17 protein-coding genes are annotated in these 14,516 nt (G+C 54.2%); 7 read left to right on the top strand and 10 right to left on the bottom strand.

What is annotated here, in order from left to right:
* Positions 1–547, bottom strand: a 547-nt coding sequence (locus tag PHV74_05315) for an amidohydrolase family protein (protein MDD5093784.1), incomplete at its 3' end; no start/stop codon positions are given.
* Positions 548–740: 193 nt separating this feature from the next.
* On the opposite strand from PHV74_05315, the gene PHV74_05310 reads away from it, so the two are divergent.
* Together PHV74_05310 and PHV74_05305 are read left to right on the top strand one after the other, a co-directional pair.
* The gene (locus PHV74_05310; GenBank protein ID MDD5093783.1) at positions 741–1,520 is read left to right on the top strand and encodes a response regulator transcription factor; all 780 of its coding nucleotides are present in this window, start codon (positions 741–743) and stop codon (positions 1,518–1,520) included.
* 179 nt (positions 1,521–1,699) lie between these two features.
* On the top strand, positions 1,700–2,434 hold the full coding sequence (locus tag PHV74_05305; GenBank protein MDD5093782.1) for a response regulator transcription factor: 735 nt from the start codon (positions 1,700–1,702) through the stop codon (positions 2,432–2,434).
* Between the two features lie 115 nt (positions 2,435–2,549).
* On the opposite strand, the gene PHV74_05300 is transcribed toward PHV74_05305, so the two are convergent.
* The 6 genes from PHV74_05300 to PHV74_05275 all read right to left on the bottom strand — a co-directional run bounded on the left by PHV74_05300 (position 2,550) and on the right by PHV74_05275 (position 8,068).
* A complete protein-coding gene (locus PHV74_05300; protein ID MDD5093781.1) occupies positions 2,550–3,224 on the bottom strand; it encodes a hypothetical protein in 675 nt (224 codons plus the stop codon).
* Positions 3,225–3,258: 34 nt separating this feature from the next.
* Positions 3,259–3,708, bottom strand: a complete 450-nt coding sequence (locus tag PHV74_05295) for a MaoC/PaaZ C-terminal domain-containing protein (protein MDD5093780.1) — start codon at positions 3,706–3,708, stop codon at positions 3,259–3,261.
* 276 nt (positions 3,709–3,984) lie between these two features.
* Positions 3,985–4,590 carry a dephospho-CoA kinase gene (gene coaE, locus PHV74_05290; protein ID MDD5093779.1) on the bottom strand — a complete coding sequence of 202 codons (606 nt, stop codon included), beginning with the start codon at positions 4,588–4,590 and terminating at the stop codon, positions 3,985–3,987.
* A gap of 163 nt (positions 4,591–4,753) precedes the next feature.
* The gene (locus tag PHV74_05285) at positions 4,754–5,398 is read right to left on the bottom strand and encodes a 2Fe-2S iron-sulfur cluster-binding protein (GenBank protein ID MDD5093778.1); all 645 of its coding nucleotides are present in this window, start codon (positions 5,396–5,398) and stop codon (positions 4,754–4,756) included.
* Between the two features lie 16 nt (positions 5,399–5,414).
* A complete protein-coding gene (hisG, locus tag PHV74_05280; GenBank protein ID MDD5093777.1) occupies positions 5,415–6,836 on the bottom strand; it encodes an ATP phosphoribosyltransferase in 1,422 nt (473 codons plus the stop codon).
* Complete coding sequence (locus PHV74_05275) at positions 6,830–8,068, bottom strand: HisS family protein (GenBank protein ID MDD5093776.1); 1,239 nt, start codon at positions 8,066–8,068, stop codon at positions 6,830–6,832. The genes hisG and PHV74_05275 overlap by 7 nt, the downstream gene beginning before the upstream one ends.
* Before the next feature lie 347 nt (positions 8,069–8,415).
* Between PHV74_05275 and PHV74_05270 the strand changes: the two genes are divergently transcribed.
* The 5 genes from PHV74_05270 to PHV74_05250 all read left to right on the top strand — a co-directional run bounded on the left by PHV74_05270 (position 8,416) and on the right by PHV74_05250 (position 11,970).
* Positions 8,416–8,859: a thioesterase family protein gene (locus tag PHV74_05270; protein ID MDD5093775.1), complete on the top strand. Its 444-nt coding sequence runs from the start codon at positions 8,416–8,418 to the stop codon at positions 8,857–8,859.
* A gap of 72 nt (positions 8,860–8,931) precedes the next feature.
* A complete protein-coding gene (locus tag PHV74_05265; protein ID MDD5093774.1) occupies positions 8,932–9,522 on the top strand; it encodes an epoxyqueuosine reductase QueH in 591 nt (196 codons plus the stop codon).
* A gap of 155 nt (positions 9,523–9,677) precedes the next feature.
* Positions 9,678–10,424, top strand: coding sequence for an enoyl-CoA hydratase-related protein (locus PHV74_05260; GenBank protein MDD5093773.1), 747 nt, complete (start codon positions 9,678–9,680; stop codon positions 10,422–10,424).
* Positions 10,421–11,140: an enoyl-CoA hydratase/isomerase family protein gene (locus PHV74_05255; GenBank protein MDD5093772.1), complete on the top strand. Its 720-nt coding sequence runs from the start codon at positions 10,421–10,423 to the stop codon at positions 11,138–11,140. The genes PHV74_05260 and PHV74_05255 overlap by 4 nt, the downstream gene beginning before the upstream one ends.
* 41 nt (positions 11,141–11,181) lie before the next feature.
* Positions 11,182–11,970 carry a Sir2 family NAD-dependent protein deacetylase gene (locus PHV74_05250; protein ID MDD5093771.1) on the top strand — a complete coding sequence of 263 codons (789 nt, stop codon included), beginning with the start codon at positions 11,182–11,184 and terminating at the stop codon, positions 11,968–11,970.
* Between the two features lie 151 nt (positions 11,971–12,121).
* Here PHV74_05250 and porB read toward each other — a convergent pair whose 3' ends face one another.
* From porB to PHV74_05235, 3 genes are read right to left on the bottom strand one after another with little or no spacing between them, the layout of a single operon-like run.
* On the bottom strand, positions 12,122–13,063 hold the full coding sequence (gene porB, locus PHV74_05245) for a pyruvate synthase subunit PorB (GenBank protein MDD5093770.1): 942 nt from the start codon (positions 13,061–13,063) through the stop codon (positions 12,122–12,124).
* A complete protein-coding gene (porA, locus tag PHV74_05240) occupies positions 13,060–14,235 on the bottom strand; it encodes a pyruvate ferredoxin oxidoreductase (GenBank protein MDD5093769.1) in 1,176 nt (391 codons plus the stop codon). The genes porB and porA overlap by 4 nt, the downstream gene beginning before the upstream one ends.
* A complete protein-coding gene (locus PHV74_05235) occupies positions 14,235–14,516 on the bottom strand; it encodes a 4Fe-4S binding protein (GenBank protein ID MDD5093768.1) in 282 nt (93 codons plus the stop codon). Before PHV74_05235 ends, porA begins: the two co-directional genes overlap by 1 nt.

Here is a 14,516-nt window from a genome sequence, read left to right as displayed (position 1 = left end):
AGGAGTGGGTGAGGATGCACATATTGGTTTCTTTTGCCGCCTCGATAATGGGTGACATCAACGTCTTATTGCCCAGGTCAAACCCCTGGATATCAGGCATCATCTCCCCAATGCCCCGAATTCCGCCTCTGGCGCACCGCTCGATCTCAGAGACCGCGTCTTTGGAATTCGGTTGAACGGAGCAGAAGCCAACAATCCGTTCAGGATACCTGCTGACGGATTCCATAATGTAGTCGTTGGTTTCCCGACAGAGATCGGCGCTTGCCCATCCGAAATTCAGAACCACCGAGATATCGATGCCGTCATGATCCATGCTTTCGATGAGGTCTTCTGCGGTGGCCAGCCTGGCTTTGGGGTCAGCGAAAAGGTCTCGAAAGCACTGGTCTCGCAAGGCTAGATCGTGGCGTCTTTCCTTGATTTCAGGGGGAACGATATGGGTATGGAAATCGATGATCACGCCCGCATTATAGCAAGCTGCTTGGCGCGGGGTCAATTCACCTTCACTCTTCGTTCTATTTTTGGGGGACTGCCCCCATAGAAGTTTCATGAATACCCGCTTCTTCTCCGGTTCGGGCGTCGTTAGAATCGGAGTTGAGTGAGATACCATGGAGTAATTTATGCGCGGTGTGTTTGCCTTCCGTGCAGGGATCGATGGCGAACGGAGTCCCTCAAGAGCCCGGGTTTTTGGCATAAAAACCGAATCTCAAACTGTCAGAGGGCATGAATAGCAAGGTGAGATCATGAAAGCCGTTATTATAGAAGACGATCCGGAAATAGTCGAGGCCATTGTGCTTTGTTTCGATCTCCGCTTGCCTGAAGTTAAGGCTGTATCTATCAACCAGGGCCTGCTGGGGATCGCTCTAATCGAAAAGGAGCGTCCCGATTTTGTGATCCTCGATATCGGCCTGCCGGATATCAGCGGCTTCGAAGTCTGCCGCAGAATCCGCCTCTTCTCCGAGGTGCCGGTCATCATGCTCACTGCTAGGGATAATGAATCCGATAAGATTCATGGCCTGGATGCAGGGGCCGATGATTATATCACCAAGCCATTCAATCATGGTGAGCTTCTGGCCCGGGTGAAGGCGGTGTTGCGCCGTTCAGGTGTGGGAGGTATGGGGAAAGGGATGGAGCCCCTGATTCTGGGTAACTTATGGGTCGATTTCGCCACCCAGCGGGTGCGAGTAGATGGAAGAGATATCAGCCTCACTCCTACGGAATACAGCTTGCTTTCTCTTCTGGCAAGGAGCGTGGGGCAGTCAGTATTGAACCGGGTCCTCATCGACAAGGTCTGGGGCGCGAATTATAGTGATGCCGATGATTACCTAAAGGTGTATATCAAACGCCTTCGGATAAAGCTGGGCGATGATCCCTTTGATCCCAGGTTGATCCTCTCAGAGGGGACCACAGGATACAGGCTTGCTAGGCCCCAGACAGAAATTGTGATAAAAGACGCTTTCGAATCTGCTTTGGGGTGGGAATCTGCGCGGGCGATGCTCCCGGAGAAGTCCGTTCTCAACTGACATGCCGTAACTGCGCCCGGAGGAGGTTCATGCCCTTTCCCGGATGGTTCATTTGAGTCTTTTATCCCTCTCGTTTTTGGGGATTACCCCAACAGGAAACTCGTGACTACACCGTTCTTGGTCCAGTTGCGGTTAGTTAGAATCAGAACTAGACAGTCGATTCTGCAATAGGTATAAGTATGAAGATAGTGATCATCGAAGACAATCCGGAAATCGTCGAGGCCATTTCATTATGCTTCCAGCTGCGTTGGGCGGAAGCCAAGGTTATCTCTGCCATTGAAGGTGTGAGCGGTGTGGAGATGGTCCAGACTTGTTATCCCGATATCGTCGTTCTCGATATCGGCCTGCCGGATATCGATGGCTTCGAAGTCTGCCGTAGGATTCGTCTGTTTTCCGACGTTCCTATTCTGCTGTTGACGGCCAAGGGCGAAGAATTTGATAAGGTGAGGGCATTGGATCTGGGCGCTGACGATTATATGACCAAGCCATTCAGCCATGTTGAGCTTCTGGCCCGGCTGAAAACGGTGTTGCGCCGTTCAGCCATGCCGCAACCCAATGCAGCTGAAGAGTCACTCACAATCGGGAACCTCTGGATCGACTTCTCCACCCACAGGGTGGTGATGAATGGGCAGACAGTCAAGCTCACGCCTATTGAGTACGGATTGCTGGATATTCTGGCAAGAAATGCAGGGAAGGCAGTTTCCGCTCGAATTCTCCTTCAAAAGGTCTGGGGTGGGGATTATGTCGATTCCCCGGACTACCTCAACGTCTATATCCGTCGCCTGAGGGAAAAGCTGGGTGACAACCCGCAGAATTCCACCATCATTGTCTCGGAGGACGGGAAGAGCTATAAGCTGGTTTCTCCCTTGGCGCATGATCTGGTTCAAGACCCATTCACCTCTACCCTGGGGTAGGAATCCGCGCCCGATGTTCCTCAAAACGGCATCCTCGATCGATGTTGTGCATTGCGTTCGAATCGGTGTGCTTCGCAGGGGAAAACTCCAGACTGGCATCGCCTGAAAGCGAAGCTCATACGCTCAATTGCAGGCCTCTCTTTTGGCTCTCGATGCCCATCGCTTTGGGGGAGTATCTGAAGTATAGATAGAGGCTCAGGCTCAGAATGGACGCAAAGAAGCACCAGATCGAAGGAAAGGTTGTGGAAGTTGCCATGTAGGCAGCGATAGCGCAGGAAAGAGTGAGCCCCAGGCCGAAGACAGCCAACCTTTTGTTGCTGGAGATGAGGAAGGGAAGCGTCACGGCAATACAGTAAGGGGCCAGGAACTTATTCGGCGTAGTGATTTGATAGGCAAAACTATGATGCGCAACATGTGCATCGATGGGGTTGTGAATCATACTGCTCAGAAACGTGATGCCAACATAGAGGCCGATGAACTGGCAGATGAGGATAAACATTCGTCGTGTCTTTCCTTGCTCCATCAGATAAGCCGAGAAGGGCACATATATGGGCCAGAAGGCGAAGGCGATGAAGACAAAGGCGTAGACTGCTGCCAATCGGTATTCGCCTGGCAGAACGCCATCATAATTGAGCCACAGGATGCCCTCAATGAACTGATGAGCGGCAAAGATCAGTGGGCAGAGCGAGAGCGGGATTTCCGATTTCTCTTTTGGGATGCGTGCAATCGCGATTCCAGAGGCGGCAAGCGCACCGCTGGCTATAAAACTGGAGGGTGCTGAAAAACACATCGGCGCCTCTCCTTATTGCTACCGGGGGACGGCTCTAAGTCTTGAGGCGCTTTTCCATCAACACCGCGCCTTTGAACGTGATCACCACTTCGCCTTTTTGATTCACCAACCGGTTGACGAACCGAACCACACCGGCGTTCGGGTTCGATTTGGAATCCCGCTTTGAAATCATCTCCATCTCGGCTACGAGGCGGTCGCCGGGCCGTGCGGGAGAGGTAATCCGAATTTCGTCCCATCCCAAACCGGCCAGAAACGAAGGCCTGCGTTGCGATTCATTGGCGAGTCTGGTGCAAATGGCCATCAGATGAATTCCAGAGGCGACCAGGCCTTTGAAATCCGTTTCTCTGGCGGCAACGGGGTCGGTATGGATGAGCGCCGGATCCCACTTCTTACCAAAGTCGATGATCTCCTGTTCTTCCACGAGATATTCTCTTGACCGGCGCACGTCATGCAGTTTGACATCTTCAAAATACTCTGCGGTCATGGGTTCATTATACAGAAGGATGATCGGTTAAATCCACCGATTCAGTTATTGTGACGGAGATTTCTGCATCGCCTCCGCAAGGATCAGTTGCCGTCACAACATCGCGGAGTATCGAATTGGGGAAACCCTGGTTTGAGGATCAACCCCCTGACCCCCACTCTTGGGGGAGGAGAATTTTGGGGACACCCCCAAACCCCTGGAAGGGAAGTGTCCCTTCGCCCTCTCGAAAATTAACAATTGAATTTGGACGCTTCCTGACCTCTTTTTTTCGACAGTTCAGGTTTGCAGCGCTTTCAGCGCAGCGAATATCTCTTCCACCTGTTTTCCGGTATCCTGGACCGAACCATCGTTTTGGATGACAAAATCGGCAAAGCGAATTTTCTCTCGGAGCGGCATCTGGGCTTCGATTCGCTGGGTCGCTTCTGTGCTGGAAAGCCCCCGCGAGGCCATCATTCTCTTGATCTGGTTTTCCCTGCTGGCATAGACCACCACTACCTTGTCAACCCGCTTATGGAAGCCAATCTCGATCAGCAGAGGAACGTCTTTGATGACGATGGCGTTTGGGTCAAGCTTTCCAATCTCTTCGGTTTGCTCTTCATCTTCCTCGATCACAGCGGGGTGAGTGATCTGATTGAGCTTTTCCAGCTTCTCCGCATCTCTGAAGACGATTTCCCCCAGTTTTTGTCGATTGAGTGTCAGGTCCTCATTCAAAACGGCCCGGCCAAAATAGTCGACGATCCCGTTCCAGGCTCTCTGATGTGGGCGCACCACTTCCCTTGCCAGAATGTCCCAATCGATCACATAAGCGCCCAACTCTTTGAAGGTCTCCGATACGGTGCTTTTCCCTGAGGCGATGCTTCCGGTAAGTCCAACGATGATCACGGGATTCCCCTTGTTGGGAGTTTTTGATCAAGGAACCTCTTGGTTAAGTTCAAATCAACCCCCTGACCCCCACTCTTGGGGGAAGACTAGAGAATTTTTGGGACACCCCCAAACCCCCGGCAGGGAAGCGTCCCTGCACTCTCTGAAAATCGACAACTGATCTCTAGTTACTCTTCTTTTCTAATAGCGCGCCTACGGGGCAGACGGCCACACATTCCCGACAGCCGTTGCATTTGGACTGGCCGATGGGCTGATCGCCAAACGAGGTGACGATTCGCTCAAACCCTCGATGGGCAAATCCGATGGCCCCCGGACCGACTTCCCGACATTTCAGCACGCACTTGCCGCACAGTACGCATTTGTTGGGATCGTAGATGAAAACCGGGCTGCTGGAATCGATGGGCAGGTCCCGCAGCAGTTTCTTGAACCGTTTCGTTTTGAGTTTGACTCCCAAGTGCTTGGCGGATCTCTGAAGCTCACACCGCCCGTTGGCGGCACATTTGGCACAGTCCACCGGATGGCTGGCCAGAAGCAGTTCCAGAGATGTTCGCGCCATGCCTTGCGCTTGCGGATGGCGAGTATTGACGACCATTCCTTCGGAAACCGGCTCAGTGCAGGCAGTGACCGGCTCAGGATATCCTTCGATGTCCACAAAGCAAAGGCGGCAGGCGGCGAAAGGCTCCTCCGCCTCGCGGACGGCGCACAGGTTGGGGATGTAGATGCCATGATCCAGCGCTGCCCACAGGATAGGGTGTCCTGCAGGAGACTCGATCTTTTGGCTATCAATGGTGAGAGAAACGGTTTTCATCGACAGGTGGTCCCCACTAGGGCGAGGGTGCCGCCAGCCCCTTCTGGAATATCTCAACAAGCCTTTCGATTCGCTCCTTTTTGACCGGATCAGTCAGGCTCAGGGAATTGCCGATCAGACAGCCGGTGGATTCAAAGAGCGTCTCGATAATTTTGAGATTGTTTTTGGCCAGAGTCTTGCCCGTCTCCGTATTCTCAATCAGAACATCGGCATCCTCGGGCAGATAGGCCTCCGTCGCCCCCCAGCTGGGGATCACTTTATAGGGCGAGAGGTGATTGTCCCGGGCGTACTTATCGGCGATGTTGGTATACTCGGAGGCGATGCGCAATATCGGAATCTGGCCGCTCTGAAGCAACTGACGCAAATCGCCGGTGCTTTCCGCCGGAAGATTGTTGTGCACCACCGCCACAATGCGCACCCAGCCGAATCCCAGGTTGACCAGTTCTTGCACAGGGCTGGCCGGGAACTGATATTTGTGGTCGCTCAGCCAGTCTCTTCCGGTGACCGCCAGATCGAAGTTGCCGTTGGCCACCTGGCCCGGCATGTCCTGTGGTCGGACCACCTTCACGCTGACGCCTTCAAATTCAATCTGAGGCCTGCGGGTTGGCGGAGGCTGGCGGTAGCTCCGAATCTTGATCCCGGCTTTTTTGAGGAACTTGTTGGTATGGCTTTGCTGATGTCCATCGGCCAAGGCTAGCGATACCTCTCCATCGGGGAAGACGGATGACTCGAACTTCTCTTCGGAATCGATCTCGGAGATAGAGATATCCCGATCCGCCTCCGCTTCCGGGGCAGCTTGGTGAAATGGCAACAGAAGGGAACTCAGATCCTTTCGGGCCAGGCTGTTGCGGTTGGCGATCAGCCATGCATTGCCGGTCAGAATCCTGGCTATCGGAACCAGGTCTTTGGCTTTGAGTTCCTCGGATGTTGTAGCCGGAATGATGGCCAGTTCGGCATGCTCCGGCGGATAGGCTTCCACCGCACCCCAGGCCGGCATGATCCTGAAGTTGCGCAATCGGAACCTCAGGGCCAACGCCTCCGCGATGTTAGGGTACTCGGAGATGATGCGAACCGGGCCGGAACTCGATTTGATATCGGCGACTGAGCGGATGGCCGAAAACCGGCTGCTGGCCAAATAGAGATTACGCTGGCCGTAGCCAAGGTCGCGCACCTTCACAATCGCATCGCTGTGGTACTTGACCAGCAGCTCCATGATCCAATCGAGCCCGCAAATGGCCAGATCGTAGTTGCCGATAGCTACCTGAACGGCCAGGTCCTTCTCGTGAAAAACCTTGGTGAAAAGTGCGGGGAATCCCTGCGATTTGGGACGATAGACGCGGCTGGACTCGTGATAATCGGCATATCCGAAACCGGCCCGCTGCAGGAGGTTGGCCGTATTGCTCTGGAGCGCTCCTTTGGGCAGGGCCAGCTTCAACATTCCTTTGACTCTCCCAGCCGTTGCAGGAGTTGATCGAAGGAAAGCCCTTTCTGATCCTTTTCAGTTGATGCATTGACCAGCGTGAAGGATTTTCCATCTCTGGCCGATGAAATGATCCAAGTGCAATCGCTCGCAGCGCTCTTGCCCATCTCGACGGCATAGCCTTTTCCCCTCAAGAGGCGGGCGATCTCAAAGGCAGCCTTCATTTCTTCCACGCGTCCGCTTTCCTGCTTCACCAGGATTTTTGGAGAGGAACCCGAAAGCTGCGGAATGAGGCAGATCAGCTTATCGATAAAAAGGGCAAATCCAGACGCGGGAACATTCCCCCCGCCGACGAGCGGAACCAGCTCATCATACCGGCCGCCCTTGCCTACCAGTTCCCCTCTGCCGTAGAACTGGAACACCATTCCGGTGTAGTATTCGAACCCTTCGCCGGAAGCGAAATTCACCTCATAGCTCTGGCCGATACTGTCCAGGAGGCTGGCTGTTCCGGCTAGGCTATCGATATAAGGCTTGACCGCTGCCAGCTTTTCCGGAAGGACGCTCCTGAGATTTTCCAGAAATCCGTGGGAAGTTCCCTGCAAGTCGAGGAGCAGTTTTAGAAATCGATTGACTTCCGGTGACTCTCCTTTTATTTTGCCCAGCGCTCTGATATCGCCAGTGAGGATTTCCAGAAGCCGTTGCTCCTGCTCTTCCGGGGGCAATCCCAGTTCCTTCAGCAGTGTCCTGAACAAGCCCACGTGCGAAAGCTTGATGGTGATCGGCGTGATATCGAGTTTGCTCAGAATCTCCAGGGCCAGGAGGATCAGCTCGGCATCGCCTTCCGGTTCGGCGCTGCCCATCAGTTCCACGCCGCACTGCCAGCGCTCTCTGGCTTCCTGCCCCGATCCCTCAAAAGAGAACATGTTCTCGATGTAGCACAGCCGGGCGAGCGGCATATCGGCCATTTGCTCCACATAGAGCCGGGCGGTGGGAATCGTTCCATCCGGCCTCAAGACCACCCTTTCCCCGCTCCAGCCGTCCCAATCGAGGAAGGAATACAACCGGCCCAGCATTTCCGGGCTGAGAGTCCCGGCGGAGGTGAAAAGTTGCAGGTATTCCAGCGAGGGAGTCCGAATCTCGTTGTATCCCCAGCCCGAGCAGCTTTTTCGGAATACCTCTTCGATGTGGCGGAATTGGCGCATATCCTGGGGCATCCAGTCCGAAGCCCCTTTGCATTTTGGGATTTTCATGGCTCTCCTGTTTAAGTGATCAGCTTCTGGTTATCAGTCATTGGTAATTGGGCTGAGTCATCCGTTTTCATGCTGACAACTGATCACTGTCAACTGACAACTCTGGCTGCCGAGCGTTTCCATTCTATATCAATCGGCCTGGCGATTCAATGCTTGGATTCGGACCGAAAGCAGCATTCGCATGCTTGCCTTTCTCCTGATAGGCGAAGGTGTCCAAGCCAGTCATTCTCCTTTATTCCCCGGTCATTTTCCGGTGCGTTTTGAAATTGAATTGCCAAACTCGTATACTTGATGCGGAACCTTCAATTGGAGTATGTTCCCGACGCCTGTTTCAAGGAGTGACCATTGTGACCGTAGATGTGAAGAAGAACAAGGAATTGATTGTGGAAGTCCATGGCAACCGGGTGCCGTTCTACAAAATATTGGGCCTGACCCGGGATGTATTCGATGCCGAGAATTCCTGTATGCGATTTCCCTGGAAGGACGAATTCATGGGAAACGCGGTGAGCAGGATCATGCATGGAGGGGTGATTTCGGCGATTCTGGATGCCTTTGGCGGCTTTATCCTTCACTTGCATTATGCCGATAGCCCCTTATTGAAGGAGAAACTGATGAAAGTCAGCACCATTGACCTGCGCATTGATTATCTGGCTCTGGGGGAAGGCACTGACTTTGTTGTTTCCGGGAGTATTCTTCGCATGGGCAAGAAAGTGGCAGTGGTTCGATCAGAATTGCGCAATGATCAGCAGGTGCTTATTGCAGTAGGCACTGGCACGTACATGGTGGGGTGATGGCCTCCGGCTAGGACGAGCCTGCGACTGAAAGCCGGATTTTTGTATCGGCCCTTCCCCAGATTTGCTATAATGGAGTCGATTTTGAACGGCCTCTTGGCCGATCTTGCGGAAGGTGTTGTGGCTTCGATTCTCCTGCATTCGTGTTGTGGCCCCTGCGCGACTTATACGGTCAAATCGCTTCGGGAGCATGATTTTGAAGTCAGCGCCTGCTGGTATAACCCGAACGTTCATCCGTTCACCGAGCACCAGAAGCGTCTGGAATCGATGCGGGCCCTAGCTGAAAAAGTGAACTTGCCGCTGACGATCATCGAAGGCTACGACATGATCGATTTCTTTCGTGCGGTGGTCGGCCACGAATCTGAACGGTGTGCCGATTGCTATCGCCTGCGATTAGGGAAGACGGCGCAACTGGCCCGCGAAAAAGGCTTCGATGCGTTTACCACTTCTCTGCTGATCAGCCCCTATCAGAAGCATGATCTGCTCAAGGAAATCGGTGAAGAGGTTGGCCGTCAGAATGGAGTGGAGTTCTATTATCAGGACTTTCGCGGCGGATTTCGGGAGAGCCGCCGCATGGCTCAGGAGTTGGGGCTTTACCTGCAAAAGTATTGCGGTTGTGTTTACAGCGAGTGGGAGAGATACGGCAAGGTGAAAATCACGTAGGCGCGATTCCTTGGACCACGAAGGCTGGAATACCGTTCGTGGTGAGCCTGTCGAACCATGAACGGCCCTTCGACAAGCTCAGGGCGAACGGATAAAAACTGGTTTCATTATAATGACAGCGTAGCTTCCTTTCAAAAAACGGGTTAGAGGAGAATATGGAATACATCGAATTCAGAAAAAAATACAACATCGGATACATTACCTTGAACCGCCCCGATACCGGTAATACCGTGAGCCGGGCATTTGCCGAGGAGTTGAAGGATGTATCTCGCCAGATCAACGACGATGAAGCGATCAGAGTGGTCATCATCGCCGGGTCTGCAGGGACATTCTCCCGCGGTGGCAACGTTGGCGATCCGGAGAGTCTGCTCGCTGCTGACATGGCTTCCAAAGCGATTGCAGGGCTGCATGTTCCGGTTATTGCGGCGATCGACGGATATGCCCTGGAGGCCGGATTAGAACTGGCGCTGGCTGCCGATATCAGGATTGCCGCAGAGGGGTCGCAGTTTGGGCTGCCGGAGGTCGCTTGCGGCTCCATTCCCGCCGGGGGAGGAACGCAACGGTTGCCGCGGATCGTGGGCAAGAGCAAGGCGCTGGAGATGATCCTTACCGCCGATATCATTGATGCCAACGAGGCGTATCGGGTGGGGTTGGTCAACAGGGTGGTTCCTTCGGCTGGACTTGCTGCCTCTGTTGAGGCGCTGGCGGAGAAGATCGCTTCCAAGGGGCCGATTGCCGAGCGTTACGGCAAAGAGGCGATCAGCAAGGGAATGGATATGACTCTTGGTCAGGGGCTCGGATTGGAGGCTGATCTCTCGTTCCTCTTGCAGAGCACCCAAGACCGGGCCGAGGGCATCGACGCCTTTTTGAAAAAGCGAACTCCGGAGTTTAAGGGGGAATGATGGGCGCCTTCGAGAATATTATCTACGAGAAAAATGAAGGCATCGCTACCATCACGCTCAATCGGCCCAAAGCGCTCAATGCCGTCAACATCAAGATGCGGGACGAGCTTTACGAAGTCCTTCCGGCGATCAAGGATGACGACGAGGTGCTGGTGACGATCGTCAAGGGCGCTGGAGAGAAAGCCTTTTCCGCCGGGGCCGATATCTCCGAATTCGGCACTGTACCTTCTCAGACAATCGGTAGGCAGGTGCGCTGGGAGCGAGACCTCTGGGGCATGTTTTTGAGCGTTCAAAAGCCGATGATCGCCGCCATTCACGGTTTTGCCCTGGGGGCGGGGATTGAGATGGCGATGTGCTGCGACATCCGTATCGTCTCTGAAGATGCCCAGTTCGGCCTTCCGGAAGCCAACCTTGGCATGGTTCCCACCGCCGGAGGCAGCCAGACGATGCCCCGGCTGGTACTGCAGGGAATGGTTTCTGAAATCGTTCTTACTGCCGAGCGCATCAATGCTTTCGAGGCTTTGCGGATCGGACTGGTGAGTCGAGTGGTGCCGCGTGCCAATCTTCTCACCGAGGCCGAGGCTTTGGCGCGTCGGATCATGTGCTATGACCCCAGGGCCGTCCGATATGCCAAGGAGGCGATCACCAGAGGATTAGACCTGCCGCTCGCCGAGGGGTTGGAGATGGAACAGCGGATTGCTAAAAGATTCCGGTAGGGGTGTGTTTTAAACGTGCCCCTGCATCTGGAGGATAACCCATGCCAAGTGAGAATCTTGATCAACTCATCCAGAAAGCTGCCGATCTCATCGTCAAATCCAAGCGGATTGTGGTCTTCACTGGTGCCGGGATCAGCACGGAATCGGGAATTCCTGATTTTCGCAGCCCGGGAGGAATCTGGACCAAGTATGATCCCGATGAATTCACCTATCAGGCGTTTGTTTCCAGCCACGATATTCGCAAAAAGCACTGGCAGTTTTTCGAGTCGAGCAAGCTGGCAAGCCCGGCCCAGCCGAACGCCGCTCATTATGCCCTGTCCGAAATGGAGAAAATGGGCAAGCTCGACTGCATCATCACCCAGAACGTCGATGAGCTTCATCAGAAAGCGGGGAATTCGCCTGAGATCGTCTTTCAACTTCATGGGAATATGAGTCGGGTGAAGTGCCTGGGTTGTGGCAAGATGCTCCCCATGGACGAAGTTCAGGCGAGGGTGAAGAGAGGTGAGGATGTTCCTTATTGCCAGGGTTGCGGCGGCATTCTCAAGCCGGATGGCGTCTTCTTTGGGGAGCAGTTACCGGCGGTGGTGCTTTCTGAAGCGAGTATCCGCTCGCGGAAGTGCGATCTCTGCATCGTTATCGGCTCATCCCTGGTGGTTTACCCGGCGGCATTCATGCCTCAATATGCCCTCCAGTCGGGTGCAAAGCTCGTCATTGTCAATCGGGACTCCACCGATCTGGACGGCCGGGCCGATGTTTGCATCCATGCCGGAGCGGGAGAGACCATGACCCGGTTGGTCGATAAGGTAAAGAAACAAAGTGACTTTACATAAAGCAAAGTGTAAAAAGAGTGTGTCGTTCTGATGAGCCACGGACTGAGATCCGTTCGTGGTGAGCTTGTCGAACCATGAACGAAAGGGGAACGGACATAAAAGAAGGAGCGTCCATTTGGACGCTCCTTCTTTTATTACTTCAAGAACGTATCTAGGCTGATGGAGCCTGGCTTCTAGCGACCTTCTCTTTCAGCTTGGCGTACTCGCTAGTCACTCTCTCCTGAATCTTTTGAATCTCGGCGTCGGAGAGGTGGCGGAAGCGACCTTGTTTCTTGAGGTAGTCGGCCACTGGCTTCAGCGTGGGATCTATATTCAGCTTGTACTTGCCGTTCTCCACCTCGTAGAGAGGGAAGACGCCAGACTGTACCGCCATCCGACCGACAGCGACGCTCTGGTTAGTGGGAATCCGCCATCCGGTATCGCAAACGGAAAAGACGTGTACATAAGCTGGGCCTTTGACGTCGGCTGCCTTCTTGACTTTCTCCATCAGGTCGAAGGGATAGCTGGCGCAGGCTGTGGCTACATAGGGAATGCCGTGGGCCACAGCGATCTCCGGCATATTCTTTTTCTGAGTGGTCTGGCCGATGCTCTTTTTGCCCACTGGCGCAGTGGTGGTGGAAGCGCCATACGGAGTGGAACTGGAGCGCTGGATTCCGGTATTCATGTAAGCTTCGTTATCGAAGCAGATGTAGACGAAATCGTGCCCTCTTTCCAGCGCGCCTGAAAGAGCCTGGAACCCGATATCGGACGTAGCGCCGTCACCGGCAATGGCAATGGAGTGAATCTGCTTCTGGGGGATGCGCCCCTTCCTCATCATCACCTTCAATCCCGATTCCACGCCGGAGGCCACGGCAGCCGTATTCTCGAACAGGGTATGAATCCACGGGACCTCCCAAGAGGTGGTCGGCAAGGGGGATGAAACGATTTCGATGCATCCGGTGGCATTGGAGATGACCACATCTCTGCCGAGGGCTTTCATCGTCAATCGCACCGCCAGCATTTCCCCGCAACCGATACATCCTCTGTGACCGGAGGCAAAAAGTTCATCAGTGGTGATTTCGCGCTTTCCGATTTTGACAGTAGCCTGTGTCATTCTCGCACCCCTATCATCTCGTATTCTGTCTGTTTTCCGGCGACCTTCATGCCTTGCGTGATCATGTACTCGAATTCCTTGGCGGTGACGTCGCGACCGCCCAGGCCGCCGATAAAGCTTGCCACCTTTGGCATGTTGGCTTCGCCGTAGAGCGCTGATTTGACCTCAGAGCAAACCGGTCCCACTTGCCCTCCGAAAGCGAGGGCGCGATCAAATACGATCAAAGTCTTGGCGTTGCTCACCGCCTTCCGGAACTCATCCAGCGGGAAAGGCCTCCACAGGCGGATTTTCAGCTGGCCGACTTTCTTGCCGGCTTTTCTCATGGTGTCGATGGCCACGCTGGCCGTTTCGCTCAGGCTGCCCATGGTGATGAGGAGAGTGTCTGCATCTTCAGCTTGATACGTCTCAATGGGCGAATACGTAGGGCCGAAGATTTTGGCGAACTCTTTGAATCCCTTCAGGATTGTCTTTTTTGATTTCATAAAGGCCACATCCTGGGCCTTCTTGGTTTCGGTGTAGATGGCGGGCGGCCCAAAGGCGCCCATGGTGACCGGCTTATCCGGATGCAGAGGTGTGGGATATTTGTTCGGGGGAAGGAACTTATCCACATCTGCCTTATCTCTCAGGAAAAGGGGCTCGGTCACATGGGAAAGGTTGAAGCCGTCCACATGAACCATCACCGGGAATAAAACCTCCGGGTCCTCCGCGACGCGAAATGCCCAGAAAGTCAGGTCGTGAGCTTCCTGACCGTTCTCGGCGAAAACCTGAATCCAGCCCGTTTCCCGGACCGCCATCACGTCTGAGTGGTCTCCCCAGACGCTCAGTGGTGCAGAGAGGGCTCGATTGGCCACAGCCATCACGATCGGTAAGCGGGAAGAGGCTGCGATGTAAAGCGCTTCATGCATCAGCTCCAGTCCCTGTCCGGCGGTGGCGGTGAACGTGCGCGCTCCGACTGCCGAAGATCCCAGGCAGGCGCTCATTGCTGAATGCTCGGATTCCACCGGGATATACTCGGCATCCAGCTCTCCGTTAGCCACCATCTCCGCCAGGCTCTCCACGATGTGAGTCTGCGGAGTGATGGGATATGCGGCGACGACATCCGTATCGGCCAGCTTCACTGCCTCAGCGATAGCAATGGAGCCCTCCATTCCAACTCTTTTACCCTTGGCCATCACTCTTCCTCCTCGACCATCTTGATCACCTGTTTTGGGCATTCCACCATGCAGATGCCGCATCCCTTGCAGAAGAACAGATTGGTTTCAAAAAGGCCGTCTTCTATGGGATGAATTGCGGCTTCCGGGCAGTATATCCAGCACAAACCGCACTTGTTGCATTTGGACTGATCTCGGATGGGTCTCTCCGAGCGCCAATCGCCGGTGCGGTACGATTTGGCGTTTCCGGGCTGGCTTACAATATTGCCGGTTTCTATTTCCTTCCACGTCAAGTCAGCCAT

Source organism: Dehalococcoidia bacterium, from assembly GCA_028711995.1.
GTDB lineage: Bacteria > Chloroflexota > Dehalococcoidia > SZUA-161 > SpSt-899 > JAQTRE01.
This window is presented reverse-complemented; position numbering and strand designations above follow the sequence as displayed.

Excerpts from the sequence above, each read along its gene's own strand:
- porA (MDD5093769.1), bottom strand. The coding sequence starts at position 14,235 with ATGGCCAAGGGTAAAAGAGTTGGAATGGAGGGCTCCATTGCTATCGCT.
- PHV74_05310 (MDD5093783.1), top strand. The coding sequence starts at position 741 with ATGAAAGCCGTTATTATAGAAGACGATCCGGAAATAGTCGAGGCCATT.
- hisG (MDD5093777.1), bottom strand. The coding sequence starts at position 6,836 with ATGTTGAAGCTGGCCCTGCCCAAAGGAGCGCTCCAGAGCAATACGGCC.
- PHV74_05285 (MDD5093778.1), bottom strand. The coding sequence starts at position 5,398 with ATGAAAACCGTTTCTCTCACCATTGATAGCCAAAAGATCGAGTCTCCT.
- PHV74_05260 (MDD5093773.1), top strand. The coding sequence starts at position 9,678 with ATGGAATACATCGAATTCAGAAAAAAATACAACATCGGATACATTACC.
- PHV74_05250 (MDD5093771.1), top strand. The coding sequence starts at position 11,182 with ATGCCAAGTGAGAATCTTGATCAACTCATCCAGAAAGCTGCCGATCTC.
- PHV74_05300 (MDD5093781.1), bottom strand. The coding sequence starts at position 3,224 with ATGTGTTTTTCAGCACCCTCCAGTTTTATAGCCAGCGGTGCGCTTGCC.
- PHV74_05275 (MDD5093776.1), bottom strand. The coding sequence starts at position 8,068 with ATGAAAATCCCAAAATGCAAAGGGGCTTCGGACTGGATGCCCCAGGAT.
- PHV74_05255 (MDD5093772.1), top strand. The coding sequence starts at position 10,421 with ATGATGGGCGCCTTCGAGAATATTATCTACGAGAAAAATGAAGGCATC.
- PHV74_05265 (MDD5093774.1), top strand. The coding sequence starts at position 8,932 with ATGGAGTCGATTTTGAACGGCCTCTTGGCCGATCTTGCGGAAGGTGTT.
- porB (MDD5093770.1), bottom strand. The coding sequence starts at position 13,063 with ATGACACAGGCTACTGTCAAAATCGGAAAGCGCGAAATCACCACTGAT.
- PHV74_05235 (MDD5093768.1), bottom strand. The coding sequence starts at position 14,516 with ATGGCTGACTTGACGTGGAAGGAAATAGAAACCGGCAATATTGTAAGC.
- PHV74_05295 (MDD5093780.1), bottom strand. The coding sequence starts at position 3,708 with ATGACCGCAGAGTATTTTGAAGATGTCAAACTGCATGACGTGCGCCGG.
- PHV74_05305 (MDD5093782.1), top strand. The coding sequence starts at position 1,700 with ATGAAGATAGTGATCATCGAAGACAATCCGGAAATCGTCGAGGCCATT.